The following is a 19,705-nucleotide window of genomic DNA, read 5'->3' as shown; positions in this document are numbered from 1 at the left end:
TTCTTTTATTTATATATGTTTTTTGAATCTTGATTTATACATCCTACTATTTTTTTATTTTTCTAACAACATCAATTATACTGCCATCTCTATATTCAACAACAGCTACAACTTGATCTTCAAACTCTATCTCTTTTGGCTCTCCAACAATAAAGTTTGCTAGCTCTCTTAGTTTCTCCATAGTTACTAGTTCTATTCCAGCTTTTTGGAATCTTTCTAATAAGTCAGTTCTAGTTGGATTTACAACTACTCCATAGTCTGTTACAACTACGTCTACTGTACTTCCTGGAGTAACAACAGTTGTTACTTTATCAATTATTGTAGGAATTCTTCCTCTCGTTAATGGAGCAACTATAATTGATACATTTGCTGCTGCTGCCGTGTCAGAGTGTCCTCCTGAAGCTTCTCTAATAACTCCATCTGAACCAGATATAACGTTAACATTAAAATCTTTATCCACTTCTAAAGCACTTAAGATAACGAAGTCTAACTTATTCACAGCTGGTGAACAGTTAAATGGATTTGCATAGAAATCTGCACTTACTTCTATGTGCTTTTCATTTCTTCCAATTGACTCAACTGCCGCTAAGTCAAAACATTGTGTATCATAAAGTTGTCCCATCAGTCCCTCTTCTAACAAGTCAACGAAGGCTTTTGTTATTCCTCCTAAACCAAAGCTACACTTTATATTTCTTTTTAATAACTCTTCTCTTATAAATCTTGTTACTGCTAATGAAGCTCCTCCTGAACCTGTTTGCATAGAGAAACCATCATTAAAGTATCCTGATGCTAACATTACATCTAAAACTTTTTTAGCCATTAATAACTCTTTTGGATTTGATGTAAATCTTGTAGCTCCAGACATTATTCCATTTGGATCTCCAATCTCGTCAACTACTACAACATAATCAACTTGTGTTTGTGGAATACTCATTGGGCTATTTGGATAGTCAACTAAAGTATCTGTTATTATGATTACTTTATCAGCATGAGCTGCATCTACCTTTGCATATCCTAATGATCCACAAAGTGATTTTCCTTTTACTCCATTTGCATTTCCCATACAATCTGATGATGATGCTCCTAAGAATGCCACATCTATTTTAATATCTCCTTCAACAATAGCTCTCGCTCTTCCTCCGTGAGATCTTATAACTGCTGGATAATCTCCTAACATTCCATTAGATATCTCTTTTGCTAAATCTCCTCTTAATCCACTTGAACCTAATCTATTTACTACACCAGCTTTAATATGTTTTACAATTCCCTCATGAGCTTTAGTAAATGAACTAGCTTCTACTCTTAGGTTTTTGAATCCCATCTCAGCTAATTTATCTAAAACCATTGGTAAAACTTTATCACCATTTCTAAAGTGGTGGTGGAAAGATATAGTCATTCCATCTTTTAATCCTGAATTTCTTATAGCTTCTTCTAAAGAATCTACAACTTTAGTTCTCTTTATAGCACCTTTTAAAGATTCTGCATTTTCATTAACAGATCCTTCAGGTTGATTAGTAAATGGAGCTTTATATGCATTTCTTTCTCCGTAACCTTTTATTGTTTTTAAAAGATTTTCGTCAACTCTTTTATTTATCATATTACTCGTCTCCTCCTAATCTTACCCCAGCTGCCTTTGCTAGTCTTAAAACATGCTCAGCTCTTTCAATAATTGGCTTATCTACCATTTTACCATCCACTGTAAATACACCTTTATTTTGCTCTAAAGCTTCTCTTGTTGCATCTACAATTTTCTTAGCTTTCTTTATATCAATATCTGAAGGAGTATATACTTTATGAAGTAACTCAATTTGTCTTGGGTGAATTAATGATTTTCCTGAGAATCCCATTTGTTTAATCATTGTTGCTTCTTTTATAAATCCTTCATCATTATTTACATCTGAGTAAACAGAATCTAAAGCATCTATTCCAGCTGCTCTAGCTGCCATTACTATTAATCCTCTTCCTGTGAATAACTCTACACCTTCTGGAGATCTATTTGTTTTTAAGTTAGTTACATAGTCCTCTCCACCAATAGCCATTCCTACTAGTCTTTTTGAAGAAGTTGCAATTTGGTAAGCATTTAAAGCTCCTAAAGGACTCTCTATCGCTACCATTAACTTTGTTGTTCCAACTGGAATTCCAGCTTCTTTTTCAATTCTTTCCACATGAGCTTCAACATCTAAAACATCTTTTGGTGTATCTGTTTTAGGTATTCTTATGATATCTGGCTGAGCTCTTACAATAAATTCTAAGTCCTCTACTCCATACTCTGTGTCTAAAGCATTGATTCTTACAACTGTTTCTATATTTAAACTCTTATATACTGGTCTCATTTTTTGTAACATATTGTAAACTAAGAATCTAGCTGAATCCTTTTCTGTTACAGCAATTGCATCCTCTAAGTCAAACATTATTGAATCTGGTCTATATATATGTACATCTTTTATTACTCCTGGATTATTTCCTGGAATAAAAAGCATCGAACGTCTTAATTTCATTTTTTTCCTCCTACTTCCAAGTGAATTTTTGTTGAGCTGCTCTTGTAACAACTGTTTGGATTCTGCTTTTGATTACTGGCTCAATAGCCCCTTTATCATTAACTAAAACTTTAGCTGAAGTAACTCCAAGCTCTTCTAGGCTTTCTAAAATTACTCTTCTAATGTCATCTCCATATTGTCCCATTACAACGCTTTCAATTTCTAATTCAATTCCTGTAGCATTTGGCTCAATTATTACGTACATATCACTCGATTCAAGAGTACCTGCCACTGCTTTTACTTTGATCTCCATCTCCTGGCCTCCACTTTATTTTTATTTAAACATTGCTAGTAACACACCTGCTGCTACTGCTGAACCTATAACTCCTGCTACGTTTGGTCCCATTGCATGCATCAGTAAGAAGTTACTTGGATTTTCCTCTTGTCCTACTTTTTGAACAACTCTAGCTGCCATTGGTACAGCACTTACTCCTGCTGCTCCTATCATTGGATTTATTGTACCCTTACTAAGTTTACACATAACTTTTCCAAAGATTACTCCGCCAGCCGTTCCAAAAGAGAAAGCGAAAAGTCCTAAAACTATTATCTTTATTGTTGCAAGATTTAAAAATGCTTCTGCATTTGTAGTAGCTCCAACTGTTAATCCAATAAATATTGTGATTATATACATTAAAGCTCCTTTTATATGTTCAACTAAGTTTGGAACAAGTCCACTCTCCTTAGCTAAGTTTCCAAACATTAACATTCCTACTAATGGAATTGCTGATGGAATTATTAAAGTTACTACTATTGTTACTATTATTGGGAAAAGAATTTTTTCTCTCTTACTTACAGTTCTAAGCTGAGTCATCTTTATTTGTCTTTCCTCTTTAGTTGTTAGTAATTTAATAATAGGTGGTTGAATTACTGGTACTAATGCCATGTACGAATAAGCCGCAACTGCTATTGGTCCTAACATATGTGGTGCTAATTTTGAAGTTAAGTAGATTGCTGTTGGTCCATCTGCTCCACCTATAATTCCAATAGATGCTGCTTCATTACCATCTAATCCTAATAGAACCGCTCCTACGAAAGCTCCAAAAATTCCAAGTTGTGCTGCTGCTCCAAGAAGTAAACTCTTAGGGTTTGCAATTAACGGACCGAAGTCTGTACTTGCTCCAATTGCTAAGAATATTAACGGAGGATAAACTCCATATTTAACTCCTTGATATAAAATGTTTAAAAGTCCATTTTTGTCCATTATTCCTTCACTTACTGGTGCTGGTAGATTAACTAATAGCATTCCAAAAGCTATTGGAAGTAATAGATATGGTTCATACTGCTTCTTTATTGCTAAAAACAATAGGAATAGGGCAACTAATATCATAATCCCTTGATTTACTGTCATCATTGCAATTCCTGTTGTTGCAAATAGATTATTTAAAAACTCCATTTTAACTCCTCTCTACTTCATTCATTATTATTAAGCTATTGTTGCTACTACTACTCCACCATCAATTGTATCACCTTTATTTACAGTGATTGACTCCACTACTCCATCAACTGGTGAAACGATTGGATTTTCCATTTTCATAGCTTCTAATATTAATAAAGTATCTCCTGCTTTTACTCTAGCTCCTGGAGTTACCTCTATAGATACTACCATTCCTTGCATAGGTGCTTCAACTTTTGTTCCATTTCCTGCTGGTGCAGATACTGGAGCAGCTGGTGCTGCAGTTGTTGATGCTGGTGTTGATATTGTTCCATTTACTTCTTTAACCGATTCTACTTCTACCTCGTATACTTTTTCTCCAATTTTAACTTTATATACTTTTATCATCTTTAATTACACTCCTATTTAGTTTAATTCTTTTATTCCTACAACTCTTACATTGGCATCTTTATCTTCTCCTGCTGCCTCTATACATGCTACCATCATCGCTACTCTCATCTCTTCACTTGTTATTTTAGATGGATCAAACTTTTCTCTTTCAACTTTTTTTGGTGCTGTTGCTGGTGTAGCTTTTTTTATCTCTTGAACTTTTTCTGCTGGAATATATTTAAACAGAGAAAGAACAAAAGCTAATATAGCTAATATTGTAAATACAACTAGCATACTTATTAAAGTTATTTCAAGAGACGTTATAAGTGATATTGCTCCTTTAAACATTCTTATAAATCATTCTCCTTTCAACTAAAAAATTATATTTATATTTCTGTACTCTTTTTCTACTTTAGGTTTATTTCTATTTTCTAAGTATGGCTTAGCAATTTGTGGGAACATAGCATACATTAAAACATCTTCTGGACATTTTGCTAAATCTCCTATCTCCTTTGCTATTTCAGCATATTCAGGTTTTAAAAGATCTGCTGGTCTTCCTGTAAATACTGGTTCATCTCCAATAATTTTCTTCTTTATCTCTTCAGACATTGGTGCTGGTGATTTTCCATATAGACCTTTTACATAATCCTTTATCTCTTTAGGAACCATTTTATATCTTTCTCCAGTCAATACATTAAATACCGCCTGTGTTCCTACCATTTGACTTAATGGTGTTACTAATGGAGGGTATCCTAAATCCTCTCTAACTCTTGGAATCTCTTTTAAAACATCCTCATACTTATCTGCTGCTTTCTGAGCTGTTAATTGAGAAACTAGATTTGATAACATTCCTCCTGGTAACTGATATTCTAAAATACTTGGCTCAACAAAGTAAGCTTGCATATTTAAAACCTTTTCATCCATATATTTTTTTCTAATTGGCTTAAAGTACTCAGCAATCTCTTTTAAAAGTGTTAAATTAAGTTCTGGATCTCTTTCTCCACCTTCAAAAGTTCTAACCATAGATTCTGTTGCTGGTTGTGCTGTTCCTCCTGCAAAAGTTGAAATTGATGTATCTATAATATCAATTCCTGCATCTACAGCTCTTAAATATAGCATACTTGCTATTCCACTTGTTGCATGAGTGTGTAACTCTAATGGCACATTAATTACTGACTTAATCTCTTTTATTAAGTTGTATCCTGTTTCAGGCAATAATATTCCAGCCATATCTTTTATAACGATTGAATCAGCACCCATACTTTCCATCTCTTTTGCTAACTCTTTATAGTACTCTGTTGTATGAACAGGACTTATTGTGTAAGCAATTGAAAGTTGACAGTGCCCACCATATTTTTTAGTAGCTTCCGCTGCAACCTTTAAGTTTCTTGTATCGTTTAAAGCATCAAATATTCTAATTATATCAATACCGTTCTCTATTGATTTTTTTACAAATTCCTCCACTATATCATCAGCATAGTGTCTATATCCTAAAAGGTTTTGTCCTCTTAATAGCATTTGTAACTTTGTATTTTTTGCTCTCTTTTTTATCTCTCTTAATCTCTCCCAAGGATCCTCATTTAGAAATCTAATACAAGCATCAAAAGTGGCTCCTCCCCAAACTTCTAATGCATGATATCCAACTTCATCCATTTTTTCTACAATTGGAAGGATCTCTGCAGTTGTCAATCTTGTGGCTATTAGAGATTGATGTCCATCTCTCAGACAAGTTTCTGTTATTTTAACTTTATTTTTCAAAATATCCTCCTTGGTATTCGGTGTCCCGTATTCTGTATACAATTTATTATCTACACTAAAGTATACAACATTTTTTATATTTGTCAAATTATTTTTTGTGTGTTTAATATGGTAAAAAATATAATTTTAGTACACTGTGAACCATTTTTAAAAAAAAATCAGAATTTCTTCTGATTTTAACTTTCAACCTGTTTTATTAAAAATTCTTTAGCCTCTAACAGATGCTTTTTATTTATAGCTATAGCTTCTTCTTTGTTACCAGCTTTTATCAATTCTACTATCTTAGCATGATCTCTATGAGCACTTAGTCTTCTAGTATTATTTTCAGCCGATATTTTTCTAAACTTCTTTAAATATAAATTTAAATTATTTATTAGAGTCACCACTCTTGGAAGATCTGAAATACTGTAAAGTATTTTGTTAAACTCAGAAAAATATTTAAAAACCTCTAAAGATTTTTCTTCATCATTAACTATAGCTGCTGCTTTAGCTACATTCTCCTCTAATCTTTCTATATCTTTTTCTGTTACTCTTTCAAATAACTCTTCAAATATCACTGTTTCTAGAGCAATCCTAATTTTTACTACTTCATCTACATCCTTTTTAGTGGTTTTTGGTACTGTTACCCCACCCTTTTCCCTTGCTTCAATAAGTCCTTCTAACTCTAGCATCCTAATTGCCTCTCTTAAAGGTGTTCTACTTATATTAAGCTTTTCTGCAAATTCCTCTTCTACTATTCTACTTCCTTCTTTTATCTTTCCGTTTACAATCTCATCTTTTAGATAATCATATACTTGCTCACGGATTGATTTTTTCTTTTTTATAACCATCATATTCCCCTTTTAATCAATTGTCTCTAAATACTCCCTAAGTGATTCATTGAAAATATCTAACATTTTATCTATCTCTTCCCTTTTAATTATATAGGGTGGCATAAAATAAACAACGTTTCCTAATGGTCTTAAAATAGCTCCCTTTTTTAAAGCTATTTTATATATTTCATATCCTGCTCTTTTCCCAGGAATTCCAACTAATTCAATAGCTCCAATTAATCCTATTTGTCTATATTCTCCTAAATAAGGGATATCTTTTAATTTTTCTGTAGCAACTTTTCTTAAATAATCGCCCTTTTCTTTTATAACATCTAAAATATTTTCTTCCTCAAAAATCTTTAAAGTTTCCACAGCTATTCTACACCCTATAGGATTTCCAGAATAACTATGAGAGTGTAAAAATGATTTTCCTTCAGAGTAATCAGCATAAAATGCATCATATAGTTTATTTGTTATCAAAACTATGGACATTGGAAAATATCCAGCCGTTAACCCCTTTCCAATACACATAATGTCGGGGCTAATTCCTGCATGTTCTATAGCAAACATTTTTCCTGTTCTTCCAAATCCCATTGCTATTTCATCTGCAATTAAATGAATATTTAGCTCTTCTGTCAATACTCTTAGTTTTTTCAAATATATTGGCGAATATATTCTCATTCCTGCAACACCTTGAACCATTGATTCAATTATTACTCCAGAAATTGTATCTCCATTTTCTTTTAAATACTCTTCCATAAAAATAAAACATTCAGCATTACAGCTTTCTCTTTTTTTACCAAAAGAACAATTAAAACAATCTGGTCCTTTTACTTTTATACCCTCTTTTAAAAGTGGTTTATAAATATCTGTAAATCTATCCATATTCCCGACACCCAAAGCACCAATTGTTTCTCCATGATAAGCTCCATCTATTGAAACAAATGTATTTTTCTGTGGATTTCCTGTTTGAGCATGATATTGAAAACTTAACTTTATAGCTACTTCTGTACTTGAAGAACCATTATCTGTAAAAATAAGTTTATCAAGCCCTTCTGGTGCAACAGATGTCAACCTTTCTCCCAATTCAATTGCCGCTTCATGAGAAAAATTTGCAAAAATTATATGTTCTAATTTATCTATCTGTTCTTTTATAGCCGCATTAATTCTTGGATTACAGTGTCCAAATAGGTTTACCCACCAACTCGAAACACAATCCATATATCTATTTCCAAACTCATCTTCTACGTATAGTCCATCTCCTTTTACTATTACCATAGGAGGAAGTTGCTCATAATCCTTCATCTGTGAACACGGGTGGAAAATATGTTCTAAATCTTTTTTTTGTAAATCACTTAGATTTTTCATTTAAGGTACACCTCTTCAATTATAAAATTCGTATATTTAATACAAAAATAATCTTTAGTGCCTATTATAGCATAAATACTTTTTTATTACCTATTTTTTTCTTTTTCTACTAGATTGTATTCCAAGTTCTTCTCTATATTTTCCTATAGTTCTTCTCTGTACTAGAAGATTTTTTTCTGCAAGCTTTAACAAAATTTTTTCATCTGATAATGGATTTTTTTTATCTTCATTTTCAATAATCTTTAAAATTTCCCTTTTTATTAATTCAGTTTTATCATCTAGAATAATATACTTCTTTAAGTTCTCTATCTTTCCATTTATTTTTATAAATTTATCTTTTAACGCTCTGGATATTGTTGATTCGTGAAGATTTAAATTATATGCAATATCTTTAACTCTCAATGTTTTTAAATTTTTAGAAAAAAGAATATAATCTTTTTGATAATTTAAAACATACTTTCCAACTTTTAAAAGTGTTTCTCCTCTTTTTACTAACGCTTTTCCTAAGGCTAAAGCCAGCATTTGATCTTTTTTACCTTCGCTTTTTAATCTTATTTTTGGAATTACTGATTCATTTAAATTTACAATAATCTCTTCTTTATCTGTTTCTACAAATAAATCAGGAATAATATAGTCTATTCTTCTATTTACGTAGAATCCTCTTGCAGGCTTAGGATTTAAGCTTTTTATTGTATTTACATATTCCTTTACTTTAACAAGTGGTATATCTCTTTCTAAAGAGATCTTTTTAAAATCTCCAGTTGCAATATCTTCTAAATTTCTCTCTAAAATATTTGACAATGTTTCTGTTAAAATCCCCTTATTTTCAAGTTGAATTTTTAAACACTCTACAAGATTAGTAGCACCAACTCCTAGCGGTTCTAGTGTATGTAAAATTTTTATAGCATCTTTGAATATATTTAGCTTAAAACCACCACTTCTCCTCAACTCTTCTAAGCTAGAAATTAAATATCCCCTTTCATCTAAATTATTTATTAGGTATTCTAAAATATCTCTAATCTCTCTTTTTACTTCTAAGTAACCTATCTGTTCTTCTAAAAAATCTATTAAACTCTCGTCTTCCTCCCCTATATTTTCAATATAGTTTTCATAATCTTCATTTTTTGAGAAAGATGACTTTGGAAAAATAATCTCTATATTTGAATTTTTTGTACTCTCTTTCTCTAGGTACTCTTTTAGTTCTTTTAAACTCATTTTTAAAATTTCTATCGATATTTTCATCTCCATAGAAAGATTTAACTTTAAACTTTGGTCTAGCCCCAATTTGAAATCCATATTTATCCCCCTCTCTAAATATAAAAGAGGTAGAGTTTTAATCTTACTACACTCTACCTAATTATTAGCTTTTTTTAAATTTAAACTCTTTTTCAAAATGAACTTTTATTACTTTTCCTTTATATACAATTGGCTTAAATTTCCATTTTTTTAGAGCTTTCTCTACTTCTTCTCTAAATCCAAACTTACTTTCACCAGATATAAACTTTATCTCTTTTACTGTCCCATCTATATCCACAAGAAACTTAACTTTAACACTACCAATTCCATTATATCCTATTTTTCTTGCCTTTATAGGGTATTGAGGATCCACTTCTTTTAATATCTCATACTCTATACCATCTAATGATACTGCTGTAAATACTCCGTCCTCTCCTTGTAAAAATCTATTCTGATCTTTAAACTCATTATAACTCTCTTTTGCTTTATCAGACTTATTTTTTTGTTCTTTATTTTCTGGCTTTTTATTTTTTGAATTTTTCTTCTTAATCTCTTCTTTTTTTACTATTTTTTTGGCTTTTTCTCTTACTATCTCCTCTTCTGCTGGCCTCTCTTGAGGCATAACCTTTTCCTCTTGAGCCTCTTCTTTTTGTTCGTTCTCTTTTACTGAGCTAATATTAGTGTTATTACTAACCGCTCTTCTATTTTTAACTGATACTATCATTGTCTTTTTCTCTCTGAACTTTAACTCTTCATCCTTCGTAAATCCAAATAGAAAAAATATAGCTGCACCATGTAAAATAGCTGATAAAATATAAAATTTATTCATAAAAGTTCAGCTCCACTTTATCAACACCACTGCTTTTCAAAGCTCCAATAGCTTTCACTACAACTTCATATTTTAAGTTTTTATCTGCGCTTATTGTTATTTCATTTATATTTGTTACTTTTTCTCCCAGAGTTTCTAAAGTTACAGGATTAGAAATTTTATCTACTAATAAAAAATAGTTTTCATCTTTATCTATAACTAATTCATACACACCTTTAGAAGTTTCAGAAACTACACCTCCCTTGGGAAGCTCTAATTTAAATCCACTATATTTATCAAAAGTTGTAACTAACATGAAAAAAATTAAGAGTAGGAAAACAACATCAATTAAAGGTGTTAAGTCTGGAGTTGCTAAACTTCTTCTTTTTGTTCTTCTTTTCATACTGTTACCTCTTCACTGTATTTACTATAAATGTAGCTATTTTTTCCACTTCTAAACTCATTTTTTCTATTTTTTTATTGAATATATTATAAGCTATTATTGAAGGTATCGCTATTACCAAACCACCTGCAGTTGTCAACAGAGCTTGTGATATTCCACCTGCTATTGCATTTGGATCCCCTGTTCCAGAAACTGCAATTTTACCAAAAGCTTGTATCATACCTGTAACAGTTCCTAAAAGTCCAATCATAGGAGCTGTATATGCAATAATTCCCAAAATATACGTATTTCTTTCTAATATGTCCATCTCTTCTAATTCAATCTCTCTTAAAAGTTCATCACTATTTTTATAATCCCCAACTAAACAATAACGGATTAAAAACTTTGTTAAAGTTTTTCCTACTACCCCTTTTTCCTTCCTTGAAAATTCTATAGCTTCATTATATTTTTCATCTATTAAAAGTTCTTTTATCTCTTTTTTAAACATAGAATCTACTGATGTTTTATTTTTTATAAAACACAAAGACCTTTCTAAAATTACTCCTAAAGAAACCACTGATAAAACAAGTAATACATATAGTATTGGCCCTCCAGCTTTTATATAATATAACATCTCACCCTCCAAATTTTTAATAATATTTATAGTTAAAGTATATATTATTCAATAAAAAAGAGCAAGGTATTAACCTTGCTCTTCAACAATTAATTTGTAGTTTTATTTGTTTTTAACATCTCATATCTCATTTTCATTTGCTCTGTTTTCATCTCAGCTTGAATGTTAGCTCTATCTTTATTTATTTTTTCGATATTTGTAAAATTTGGATTTTCTTTAGCCATCTCTTTCATCATCGCTACTTTATTTTCTTGAAGTTTAATTCTTCCCTCTTGAAGTTTTGGATTTGTTCTCATTTTCTCTTTCATTAAAGCTTTATCTTCATTTGTTTGACATTGACCCATCATCATTTTTCCACCATTGTTATGTCCCATTCCATCAGCTGACATTTTGTGTCCATTGTTTCCTTTTGCCATTGCCACTGTTCCTAACCCTAAAGCCATCATAGATACTAATAAAAATTTTTTCATTTTCTATACCTCCTAAGTTTTCTCTTTGTCTTTACACAAACATATTAACAAAGTTTTATGGCTAAAATATGGCAAAATTTCTTTTTTTGACTTTTTTTATTTTTTTAATTCATCATATATTTTTTCAATTTCATCAAAAACTCTATGAGATGCTCTAAGTATCTCACTAGAATCAACAACATATATGTTTTTATTTTTATAAGCATCTGTTTCTTCAATTAACTGTAAGCTATTTTTTATTCCATCAATATTTTTTATCCCTCTAGTTCCTATGATATATTTTGGATTTTCTCTCAAAATATATTCTGAAGATAGAATTGGTTTTTTCCCTACTTTTGGAACTATTACATCTAATCCTAAAGTTTCTAAAATCTCCACTGGAAGAGAGTTTTTTTCAAAGGATGTCGGTGGAGAATCTGAATATAAAATTACGGCTTTACCTTGCAATTTAAAATTTTCTTTTATATATTTCAATTTATTATTTAACTCTACTACAAGTTCTTTACTCTCTTTTTCTTTATTCACTAATTTCCCTAAAATTAATGTATTTTTTAAAATATCATCTAAATTTTTATTTGAAAAAGTTATTGAAGGTATATTAAACTTTTCTAGTCCACTCTTTTCATTTCCCATAACATTAAAAATAACTAGATCTGGATTAAAAGATAAAATTTTTTCTAATGAAGGCTTAGATATGCTTCCCGCTAAAGGTAATTTTTCAGTTTTCTCCTGTGGCCATATTTTTTTACTATGGTTTGCAATAGCCACAATATTGTTATCTGCTCCCAGTTTATATAAAATCTCTACCGCTCCAAAATTATAGATAACTATTCTTTTGTATTCTTTTAATAAAATTTTTTCACCTTTTTCTCCAATCACATAATTACCAACTATATCTAATGAAAATATTTTTAAAGATAACATCAAAAATAATAAAATTAAGTTCTTCATTTTTCACCTCGCTTTGGTAATACATATACATCATTTTCTAAATTTAAAATTTCTGGTGTAAAATTATATACTTTTTCTAACCACTCTTTTTTTATTACATCTTTTGGTTTTCCCGATATTGGTATTTTTCCATCCTTTATAAAAAGAATTTTATCACAAAACAACGAAGCCAAATTTATATCATGTATTACAATTATTCCAATTAAACTTTTAGCTTTAATCTCCTCTTTTAAAAGTTCTAAAAATTCTAAGGAGTAATTTATATCTAAAGCTGATGTTGGTTCATCTAATAAAATAACCTCACTATTTTGAATAAACGCTCTTCCTAGTAAAATTCTTTGAAACTCTCCTCCACTTAAGCTTTTTATATCTCGATTTAAATATTCATGTAAATTTAAGTTTTTTATAACCTCATCTATTATTTTATCATCTTCTAAATCTAAACCTTTAAAGCTATTTTTTATATGGGGTACTCTTCCAAGTTTTAATATCTCTAATACTGTAAAATTTAAATTTTGATTGGATTTTTGTGCTATAAAAGAGATTTTTTTAGCAAACTCTTTTCTTGAAAGTTTTTCAACTTCTAGATTATCTAAATAAATCTCTCCCTCTTCTTTTTCTAGAAATCCCATTATAACTTTTAATAGAGTACTTTTTCCACAACCATTAGCTCCTAATATACCTACAAGTTCACCTGAAAAAAAATCATAGCTTATATCATTTAAAATTTTATAATCCCCATATGAGTATCTTAAATTTTTTAATTTTAAACTTTCCATTACACACCTCTTCGATTTTTAAAAGCTAAGTATATAAAAAATGGAGCTCCAAATATAGCTGTTACAATTCCTATAGGGATTTCCATAGTTGTTAATACCCCTCTTGAAATTGTATCACATAGTAAAAGAAATAATCCTCCATATAACATTGATAATGGAACTAATCTTATATTACTACTTCCAAATATAATCCTAACTAAATGTGGTATTATAAGACCCACAAAACCTATCATTCCTGTAAAAGCTACTGAAAACCCCACCATAAATGTAGAAATCATCAATACTTTATATTTGAATTTTTTTATATCTATACCTAAGCTATGAGCCTCTTCATCTGAAAGCAAAATTATATCTAGATTGTATCTATTTATATAAAAATAGATTAATGAAAACAAAAGTGGAACTAAAAGAATTATTATTTTTCTCCAATCTGCTCCTCCTAAATATCCCATAGTCCAGAGAACAACTCTAAAACTATCCTCACCAACAATATACATGACCAAAGAGATTACCGCTCTTAAAAGAGCTGAAATAGCTATCCCTATTATTAAAAGAGTAGATAAATCTAAACTTCCTCTTTTGCTATTGGAAAGCTTAAAAATTAATAGAGATGTAATAAAAGAGAATATCGATCCAAAAATACCAAAATATACCTCTGAAAGTCCTAGTAAAAATGCTATAACAGCTCCAAAAGTACCACTAGCTGATATTCCAATTATATATGGATCTGCCATTGGATTTCTAAAAAGCGTTTGAGTTATAGCTCCGCTACTCCCTAATAACATCCCAATTATTATTGCCATAACTGATCTGGGTATTCTTAAATTCCAAATTATTTTATACTCTAACAAATCTCTATTTCCATTTCCCAAAAGTAGATTCAAACCTTCGATAAAATCTATTTCATAGTTCCCTATGAACAAAGAGAAACAGAAAAGAAAAATTAAAATTCCAACTGAAACTATAGACATACTTTTGTGCTTTGAAATCATTGTACTTCTCCTTTTACCTTTTATCAAAAAATAAAATCCCCCAAATAATTTGGGGGATTTTTTATTTTATTAAAATTTTAAATACGTCAACGGATTTTCTATTTTTCCATTTTTTCTTATCTCAAAATGTAAATGAGGACCACTTACTCTTCCTGTTGCTCCACTTAAAGCTATATATTGATTTTGAGATATTTTTTGACCTTTCTTAACGTCTATTTGACTAAGATGGGCGTATCTTGTTTCATAACCATCTGAATGTTTTATTATAATAAGTTTTCCATATCCACTAGCTCTTCCAGCAAAAGTAACTACGCCTTCTCTTGCAGAAACAACTTTTGTACCAGTTTTAGCTTTTAAATCTACACCTGCATGATTTAAAACTTTCTTTAATACAGGATGTTTTCTTGAACCAAAACTACTTGTTAAACTCATAGCCATTAAAGGATTTGAAAAAGTACCTAAATTAGTTTTTTTTACGTATTCCTGTCTAAAACTACTTAAGTATCTTGAAACTTTAGGCTCTCTTAAAAAGATTTTGGCTCCAACTAAAAGTCTATCAATCTCGTTATCCTCTTTTATTGTTTTAACATCCACTTCAAATCTCTTTGACAACCCTTCAAAAGTATCTCCCTTTTTGATTGAGTAGAATATTCCAGGCTCTGTTGGAATATTTATTTTCTTCCCTATTTGAAGAACTCTTAAGTTTTTATCAATATTATTTGCATAGATATAGTCAGTTTTTATTTTATATTCTTTAGATAAATCTGAAATAGTATCTCCTTTTTTAATTACATATTCCATATTTTCCAATACAATTTTCTCTTCTAAGTCGATACTGCTGTCCAACTCTGCTAACTCTTGTCCCTCTTGATTATCCCACTCTTTAGCAATTTTATTTTCTAACTCTAAATCCTCTAAAGTAGAATCCTCCAATGAAGTTTGTACAACTTTTTCTTCTATTTTATTTTCTACAACTTCAACTTTCTGTGTTGCTACAGTTTCAGTTTCCATAATTTGTTCGCTCTTTATTACCTCTTTATTTTTAGCCTCGTTATTTTTTAATGTAAACTCTCTATAAAAAATTGATGTTACTAAAAAAACTAAAATCCCTATGACTAATTTTTTCCTTTTTTTCATAATCCACCATTCTTTTCTTTGTTTTTTAGTATTTTTATAAATTTTTATAAATTTTACCATATTTTTATCTTTTTAGTCTAGCTTTTATTTTTTTGTATTTTTTCTGAATACAATTAGCTTTTTTCAAAAAATTCTATAAAAAAATGACTATCGGCTTATTATTTAAAGGGTGTTTAATCACTTCTACCTCTATTTGAAATATCTCCTTTATTTTTTCAGGTACAACTACCTCTTCTGGTATTCCTTCATATTTTATTTCACCATTTTTTATGGCAAAAATATAATCACAGTAACGACTCGCTATATTTATATCATGTATTACTGCAACAACTGTTTTATCAAGGCTTTTTACTAAATCCATAATTTGATATTGATATCTTACATCTAAGTGATTCGTTGGTTCATCTAATAATAATACTTGACTCTCTTGTGCTATAGATCTAGCTATTAAAACTCTCTGCATCTCCCCACCAGAAAGAGTTAAAAAACTAGAATCTTTTAAATGTTTCATTCCAACCTTATCTAATGCTTCATCAATATCTTTTTCGTAATCTTTTTTTGAAAATAAAGAGCTCTTATTATATTTTCCCATTTCAACTATCTCTTTAACTGTAAAATCAAAAATAATTTTTTGATTTTGACTTAGAACAGATATTTTTTTAGATAACTCTTTTACAGAGTAATCATTTAATTCTATTCCATCAATATAGATACTATTCTTTTTAGGAGTATAGTTTCTATAAATATTTTTTAAAAGTGTACTTTTCCCACAACCATTTTCACCAATTATTCCAATAAACTTTTTCTCTTTTATATTTAATTTTATATTTTTTAAAATATCTCTTTTTTCTATTTTAAAATCTAAATCATCTATTTTTATCACAATTATCCTCCAAAATTATAACTATTTTTTCTTAACATACTCATAAAAAATGGGGCCCCTAGCATAGACGTCACAACCCCTATTGGAATCTCTTGTGTTTTAAACATCACTCTTGTCAGAGTATCTGTTCCTAATAAAAATAAAGCACCTAAAAGTATTGCACATGGAATTAATCTTTTATGGTTACTTCCAACTAACCCTCTACATATATGAGGAATTACCAATCCTACAAATCCGATTACTCCTGTTGCAGAAACTATAAATCCTGTTAAAAAAGTAGATATAATTACAATAAAAAATCTTAATTTCTTTACATCCACACCTAATGTCTCAGCTAAATCATCTCCTGCAATTAAAATATTTAACTCTCTATATTTGAATATAACTAAAACTGTCGATATCAATAATACTAAAAATAGTGTCATTAAATTTTCCCACCTAGCTCCTGCCAGACTTCCAGAAATCCAAAACATAGCCCCTCTTAACTGAGATTCATTTTTAGCAGTTGTCACTAAAAATGTTGTAATTCCAGAAAATAAAGAGGATACAGCTACACCTATTAAAACTAATTTAGTACTTGAATATCCTCCATTTCCAGCTAAATAGAAAACTAAAAAAGCTGTAAAGGTCCCAAAAACAAAAGCTCCAACACCTGGAGAAAAGGGTATTCCCAAAATACTTCCTAATACAATAGAGATTACTGCACCTGTACTAGCTCCTGAAGATATTCCTAAAATATATGGGCTAGCTAAAGAGTTTTTTGTTAACGCTTGCATTAAAATACCAACTAAAGATAATCCTGCTCCTCCTAACAGAGCTAAAACAACTCTTGGAACTCTCAAATTCCAAACAATCATCTCTGTTGATTTTTTCCATTCAATAGAAAAAACTTCTCTATTAGAAAGTTTATTCATCAATATTTTCCAAACATGAATTGGAGATAAGGACACACTTCCAATTGTAACTGCTACTGTTCCTAAAATTATAATTAGAATAAGAGATATTATAATTATATTTCTATCTTTTGCTTTCACTTTTTTTCCTCTCTTAGTCCACTTGAAATTATCTCGATACCTTTACTAATCTTAACTCCTGCCGATATATAACTTAATGGAATTCTTATAAATCTACTATTTTTAACAGCTTCTAGTCGAGATATTGGAGATCTATTTTTCAAATACTCTATTTTATCTTTATAACTTATATTTCCATAATCTATAACTATAATAACCTCTGGATTTTCATCTAATACTTTCTCCCATGTTCCAGGTCCAAATGAGAAGTTTGTGTCTTTAAAAATATTTTCTCCTCCAGCTATTTCAATCATAGTATTTCCCATTCCACTTCCTCCAACCACAAATGGTGCTGATTCCTGACTGTCATATGCAAAAACTTTAATACTTTTTTCATTTTTATTATTTTCTTTAACTTTAATGATATCTTTTTTCATATTTTCAACAACATTTTTAGCGTTATCTTTTAAGTCAAAAATATCTCCAAACATCAGTATATCGTCATATATATCCTCAATTTTAGATGTATCTTGAGATTTTGTAAACACAACTTTTACACCATTTTCTTTTAGCTCCTCCACTGTTCCTAGATTTTTAGGAGTTGCTATAGACTTCCATCCTGTTAAAAAATTGGGATTTAAAGCATAAAATTGCTCTTTAGTTGGAGCTCCTTTAGATAAAACTGGTATCTTATCATATTTCTCCTTTAATTCTGGAAGTATTTCATCATCTAAATAAGCTGTTCCTAAAATCTGACTTTCTGCTCCTATAGCCAATAAAATTTCTGTAGTAAACTGTGATGTTGAAACTGCTCTTATATTCTCTTTAGAAAAACTTAAAGTAGTTATCAGTAAAAATAGTAATAATATTTTCTTCATAATTTCTCCTTTTAATAAAATCGAAAGAGTTAAACTCTTCCAATTAATGAGAAGCTTTTCTTCCTTTAGCATACTCAGCTTTTTTTACTAGTATATCCTCTGGTTGAGAATTTTCTAATTTTTTAGCTCTTTCTATAAAAATATTTTGAATAGATTCAATTTCACCTAAACCTCTTAAATTTAATTCTACTTCAAAACCATTTTCTTCTAATGCTTCTTTCCAATCTTCAGCTATATCATTTTTAGCGTGATCTCCAGCTACAAACATAAGAGGCATTAGTGTAACTTTTCTTTTATTATCTCTTTTTAACTCTCTTATAACGTTATCTAATCCTGGATATCCTTCTACTGTTCCAATGTATATAGATTTTTCTAAATCTCTAGTAATATAAGCTAACATTGGATAAGCTGATAATGCTGGATGCTCTGTCCCATGTCCTATCATTACAACTCCTTCGTCATCTTTTAAAATACCACTCTCTTTTTCTATTACTTCAATTAAATTAAAATAATCATCTATCTCCGTTAATAGGGGAGATCCAACTCTAATATCCTCAAATTTATCAGAAAACATATCCACTTCTCTTTTTAAAGCTTCCATTTCAGTTCCATTTATTATATATGTTGGCTGAATAATTACGTGTTGATATCCTTGTTCTACTAATTTTTCTAAAACTTGAATAGTATTTAATTTTTCAATACCTCTTTTTAAAAGTATTCTATTTATAATTCTTGATGTATAAACTTGAAAAAAATCTAATTTATCAAACTCATTTTTTAATTTTTTATTTATTACATCTATTGTTTTTTCTCTTGTGTCCTCGTGTGTCGTTCCAAAATGTGCTGCTACAATTGCGCCCTTTTCCATAGTTTTGTAAAAGTTCATCCCTAATCTCCCCATATTATTTTTCTTTATTTTATTTTAGATTAAAATTTCTCACCAATAAAAAAAACCTCCCTTTTGAAAATACTAAAAGAGAAGTGTAAAAACCTTTACCTTCTCTGTCCTCGCAGAATTCTAAATAATGGCAGGTCTCCTGACTTAGATTCATCCTACTCACAGCCCTTCCCAAGATTTATCACCTCAGTGGTATTACTGTTTTCATCCTCTATACAGTGGCGGGACCGTTTGAGATTTTCACTCAATTCCCTTTTAATCAAATTGAACCATTACATTTTTATCTAACTAATATTAACACTTTATAGTACAAATTTCAATCAAATTATCTAAAATTTATAACATTATCATCTATTATTTATATTATTTATATCTAGAAGTATTGACTTTTATATAAAAAAAAAGTT

The 19,705-nt window shown here is 29.8% G+C and carries 22 protein-coding genes and 1 riboswitch; all 22 genes read right to left on the bottom strand.

Annotated features, from left to right (window positions below; all coding sequences use genetic code 11):
- Positions 1 to 46 precede the first annotated feature (46 nt).
- Positions 47 to 1,597 (bottom strand): citrate lyase subunit alpha, encoded by a 1,551-nt coding sequence (gene citF, locus ACRC8M_RS00780; RefSeq protein ID WP_438527378.1) that lies wholly within the window; start codon positions 1,595 to 1,597, stop codon positions 47 to 49.
- A 1-nt stretch (position 1,598) separates the two neighbouring features.
- Positions 1,599 to 2,498, bottom strand: a complete 900-nt coding sequence (locus tag ACRC8M_RS00775; RefSeq protein ID WP_040406397.1) for an aldolase/citrate lyase family protein — start codon at positions 2,496 to 2,498, stop codon at positions 1,599 to 1,601.
- Positions 2,499 to 2,508: 10 nt separating this feature from the next.
- Positions 2,509 to 2,790, bottom strand: coding sequence for a citrate lyase acyl carrier protein (gene citD, locus ACRC8M_RS00770; protein WP_438527377.1), 282 nt, complete (start codon positions 2,788 to 2,790; stop codon positions 2,509 to 2,511).
- 21 nt (positions 2,791 to 2,811) lie between these two features.
- A complete protein-coding gene (locus ACRC8M_RS00765; protein WP_438527376.1) occupies positions 2,812 to 3,930 on the bottom strand; it encodes a sodium ion-translocating decarboxylase subunit beta in 1,119 nt (372 codons plus the stop codon).
- Positions 3,931 to 3,960: 30 nt separating this feature from the next.
- A complete protein-coding gene (locus tag ACRC8M_RS00760; protein ID WP_438527375.1) occupies positions 3,961 to 4,317 on the bottom strand; it encodes a biotin/lipoyl-containing protein in 357 nt (118 codons plus the stop codon).
- 18 nt (positions 4,318 to 4,335) lie between these two features.
- Positions 4,336 to 4,647, bottom strand: a complete 312-nt coding sequence (locus ACRC8M_RS00755) for an OadG family protein (RefSeq protein ID WP_438527374.1) — start codon at positions 4,645 to 4,647, stop codon at positions 4,336 to 4,338.
- A gap of 24 nt (positions 4,648 to 4,671) precedes the next feature.
- Positions 4,672 to 6,057 carry an oxaloacetate decarboxylase subunit alpha gene (locus ACRC8M_RS00750; protein ID WP_266188413.1) on the bottom strand — a complete coding sequence of 462 codons (1,386 nt, stop codon included), beginning with the start codon at positions 6,055 to 6,057 and terminating at the stop codon, positions 4,672 to 4,674.
- A 176-nt stretch (positions 6,058 to 6,233) separates the two neighbouring features.
- Positions 6,234 to 6,887, bottom strand: coding sequence for a GntR family transcriptional regulator (locus tag ACRC8M_RS00745; RefSeq protein ID WP_438527373.1), 654 nt, complete (start codon positions 6,885 to 6,887; stop codon positions 6,234 to 6,236).
- Positions 6,888 to 6,899: 12 nt separating this feature from the next.
- On the bottom strand, positions 6,900 to 8,237 hold the full coding sequence (gene bioA / locus ACRC8M_RS00740) for an adenosylmethionine--8-amino-7-oxononanoate transaminase (RefSeq protein ID WP_438527372.1): 1,338 nt from the start codon (positions 8,235 to 8,237) through the stop codon (positions 6,900 to 6,902).
- Positions 8,238 to 8,327: 90 nt separating this feature from the next.
- On the bottom strand, positions 8,328 to 9,533 hold the full coding sequence (rpoN, locus tag ACRC8M_RS00735; protein WP_438527371.1) for an RNA polymerase factor sigma-54: 1,206 nt from the start codon (positions 9,531 to 9,533) through the stop codon (positions 8,328 to 8,330).
- Positions 9,534 to 9,597: 64 nt separating this feature from the next.
- Positions 9,598 to 10,302, bottom strand: a complete 705-nt coding sequence (locus ACRC8M_RS00730; protein ID WP_438527370.1) for an energy transducer TonB — start codon at positions 10,300 to 10,302, stop codon at positions 9,598 to 9,600.
- Entirely contained in the window at positions 10,295 to 10,684 is a 390-nt protein-coding gene (locus tag ACRC8M_RS00725; RefSeq protein WP_438527369.1) for an ExbD/TolR family protein, read from the bottom strand. The genes ACRC8M_RS00730 and ACRC8M_RS00725 overlap by 8 nt, the downstream gene beginning before the upstream one ends.
- Positions 10,685 to 10,688: 4 nt before the next feature.
- Positions 10,689 to 11,297, bottom strand: a complete 609-nt coding sequence (locus tag ACRC8M_RS00720; RefSeq protein ID WP_438527368.1) for a MotA/TolQ/ExbB proton channel family protein — start codon at positions 11,295 to 11,297, stop codon at positions 10,689 to 10,691.
- Between the two features lie 89 nt (positions 11,298 to 11,386).
- Positions 11,387 to 11,767: a hypothetical protein gene (locus tag ACRC8M_RS00715; protein WP_438527367.1), complete on the bottom strand. Its 381-nt coding sequence runs from the start codon at positions 11,765 to 11,767 to the stop codon at positions 11,387 to 11,389.
- 96 nt (positions 11,768 to 11,863) lie between these two features.
- Complete coding sequence (locus ACRC8M_RS00710) at positions 11,864 to 12,718, bottom strand: ABC transporter substrate-binding protein (protein WP_438527366.1); 855 nt, start codon at positions 12,716 to 12,718, stop codon at positions 11,864 to 11,866.
- Positions 12,715 to 13,497, bottom strand: coding sequence for an ABC transporter ATP-binding protein (locus tag ACRC8M_RS00705; protein WP_438527365.1), 783 nt, complete (start codon positions 13,495 to 13,497; stop codon positions 12,715 to 12,717). The genes ACRC8M_RS00710 and ACRC8M_RS00705 overlap by 4 nt, the downstream gene beginning before the upstream one ends.
- Positions 13,497 to 14,489 (bottom strand): FecCD family ABC transporter permease, encoded by a 993-nt coding sequence (locus tag ACRC8M_RS00700; RefSeq protein ID WP_438527364.1) that lies wholly within the window; start codon positions 14,487 to 14,489, stop codon positions 13,497 to 13,499. Before ACRC8M_RS00700 ends, ACRC8M_RS00705 begins: the two co-directional genes overlap by 1 nt.
- Positions 14,490 to 14,558: 69 nt before the next feature.
- The gene (locus tag ACRC8M_RS00695) at positions 14,559 to 15,626 is read right to left on the bottom strand and encodes a peptidoglycan DD-metalloendopeptidase family protein (RefSeq protein ID WP_438527363.1); all 1,068 of its coding nucleotides are present in this window, start codon (positions 15,624 to 15,626) and stop codon (positions 14,559 to 14,561) included.
- 133 nt (positions 15,627 to 15,759) lie between these two features.
- Positions 15,760 to 16,509 carry an ABC transporter ATP-binding protein gene (locus ACRC8M_RS00690; RefSeq protein WP_438527362.1) on the bottom strand — a complete coding sequence of 250 codons (750 nt, stop codon included), beginning with the start codon at positions 16,507 to 16,509 and terminating at the stop codon, positions 15,760 to 15,762.
- Positions 16,510 to 16,511: 2 nt separating this feature from the next.
- Complete coding sequence (locus ACRC8M_RS00685) at positions 16,512 to 17,543, bottom strand: FecCD family ABC transporter permease (RefSeq protein ID WP_438527361.1); 1,032 nt, start codon at positions 17,541 to 17,543, stop codon at positions 16,512 to 16,514.
- Complete coding sequence (locus ACRC8M_RS00680) at positions 17,540 to 18,400, bottom strand: ABC transporter substrate-binding protein (RefSeq protein ID WP_438527360.1); 861 nt, start codon at positions 18,398 to 18,400, stop codon at positions 17,540 to 17,542. Before ACRC8M_RS00680 ends, ACRC8M_RS00685 begins: the two co-directional genes overlap by 4 nt.
- Before the next feature lie 43 nt (positions 18,401 to 18,443).
- On the bottom strand, positions 18,444 to 19,286 hold the full coding sequence (locus ACRC8M_RS00675) for a sirohydrochlorin cobaltochelatase (RefSeq protein WP_438527359.1): 843 nt from the start codon (positions 19,284 to 19,286) through the stop codon (positions 18,444 to 18,446).
- Between the two features lie 124 nt (positions 19,287 to 19,410).
- Positions 19,411 to 19,587, bottom strand: a riboswitch (cobalamin riboswitch).
- Positions 19,588 to 19,705: the final 118 nt, after the last annotated feature.

Source organism: Cetobacterium sp. (assembly GCF_051653945.1).
Lineage (GTDB): Bacteria > Fusobacteriota > Fusobacteriia > Fusobacteriales > Fusobacteriaceae > Cetobacterium_A.
Note: the sequence above shows the minus strand (reverse complement) of the source record. Positions and strands in the feature narration are given on the sequence as shown.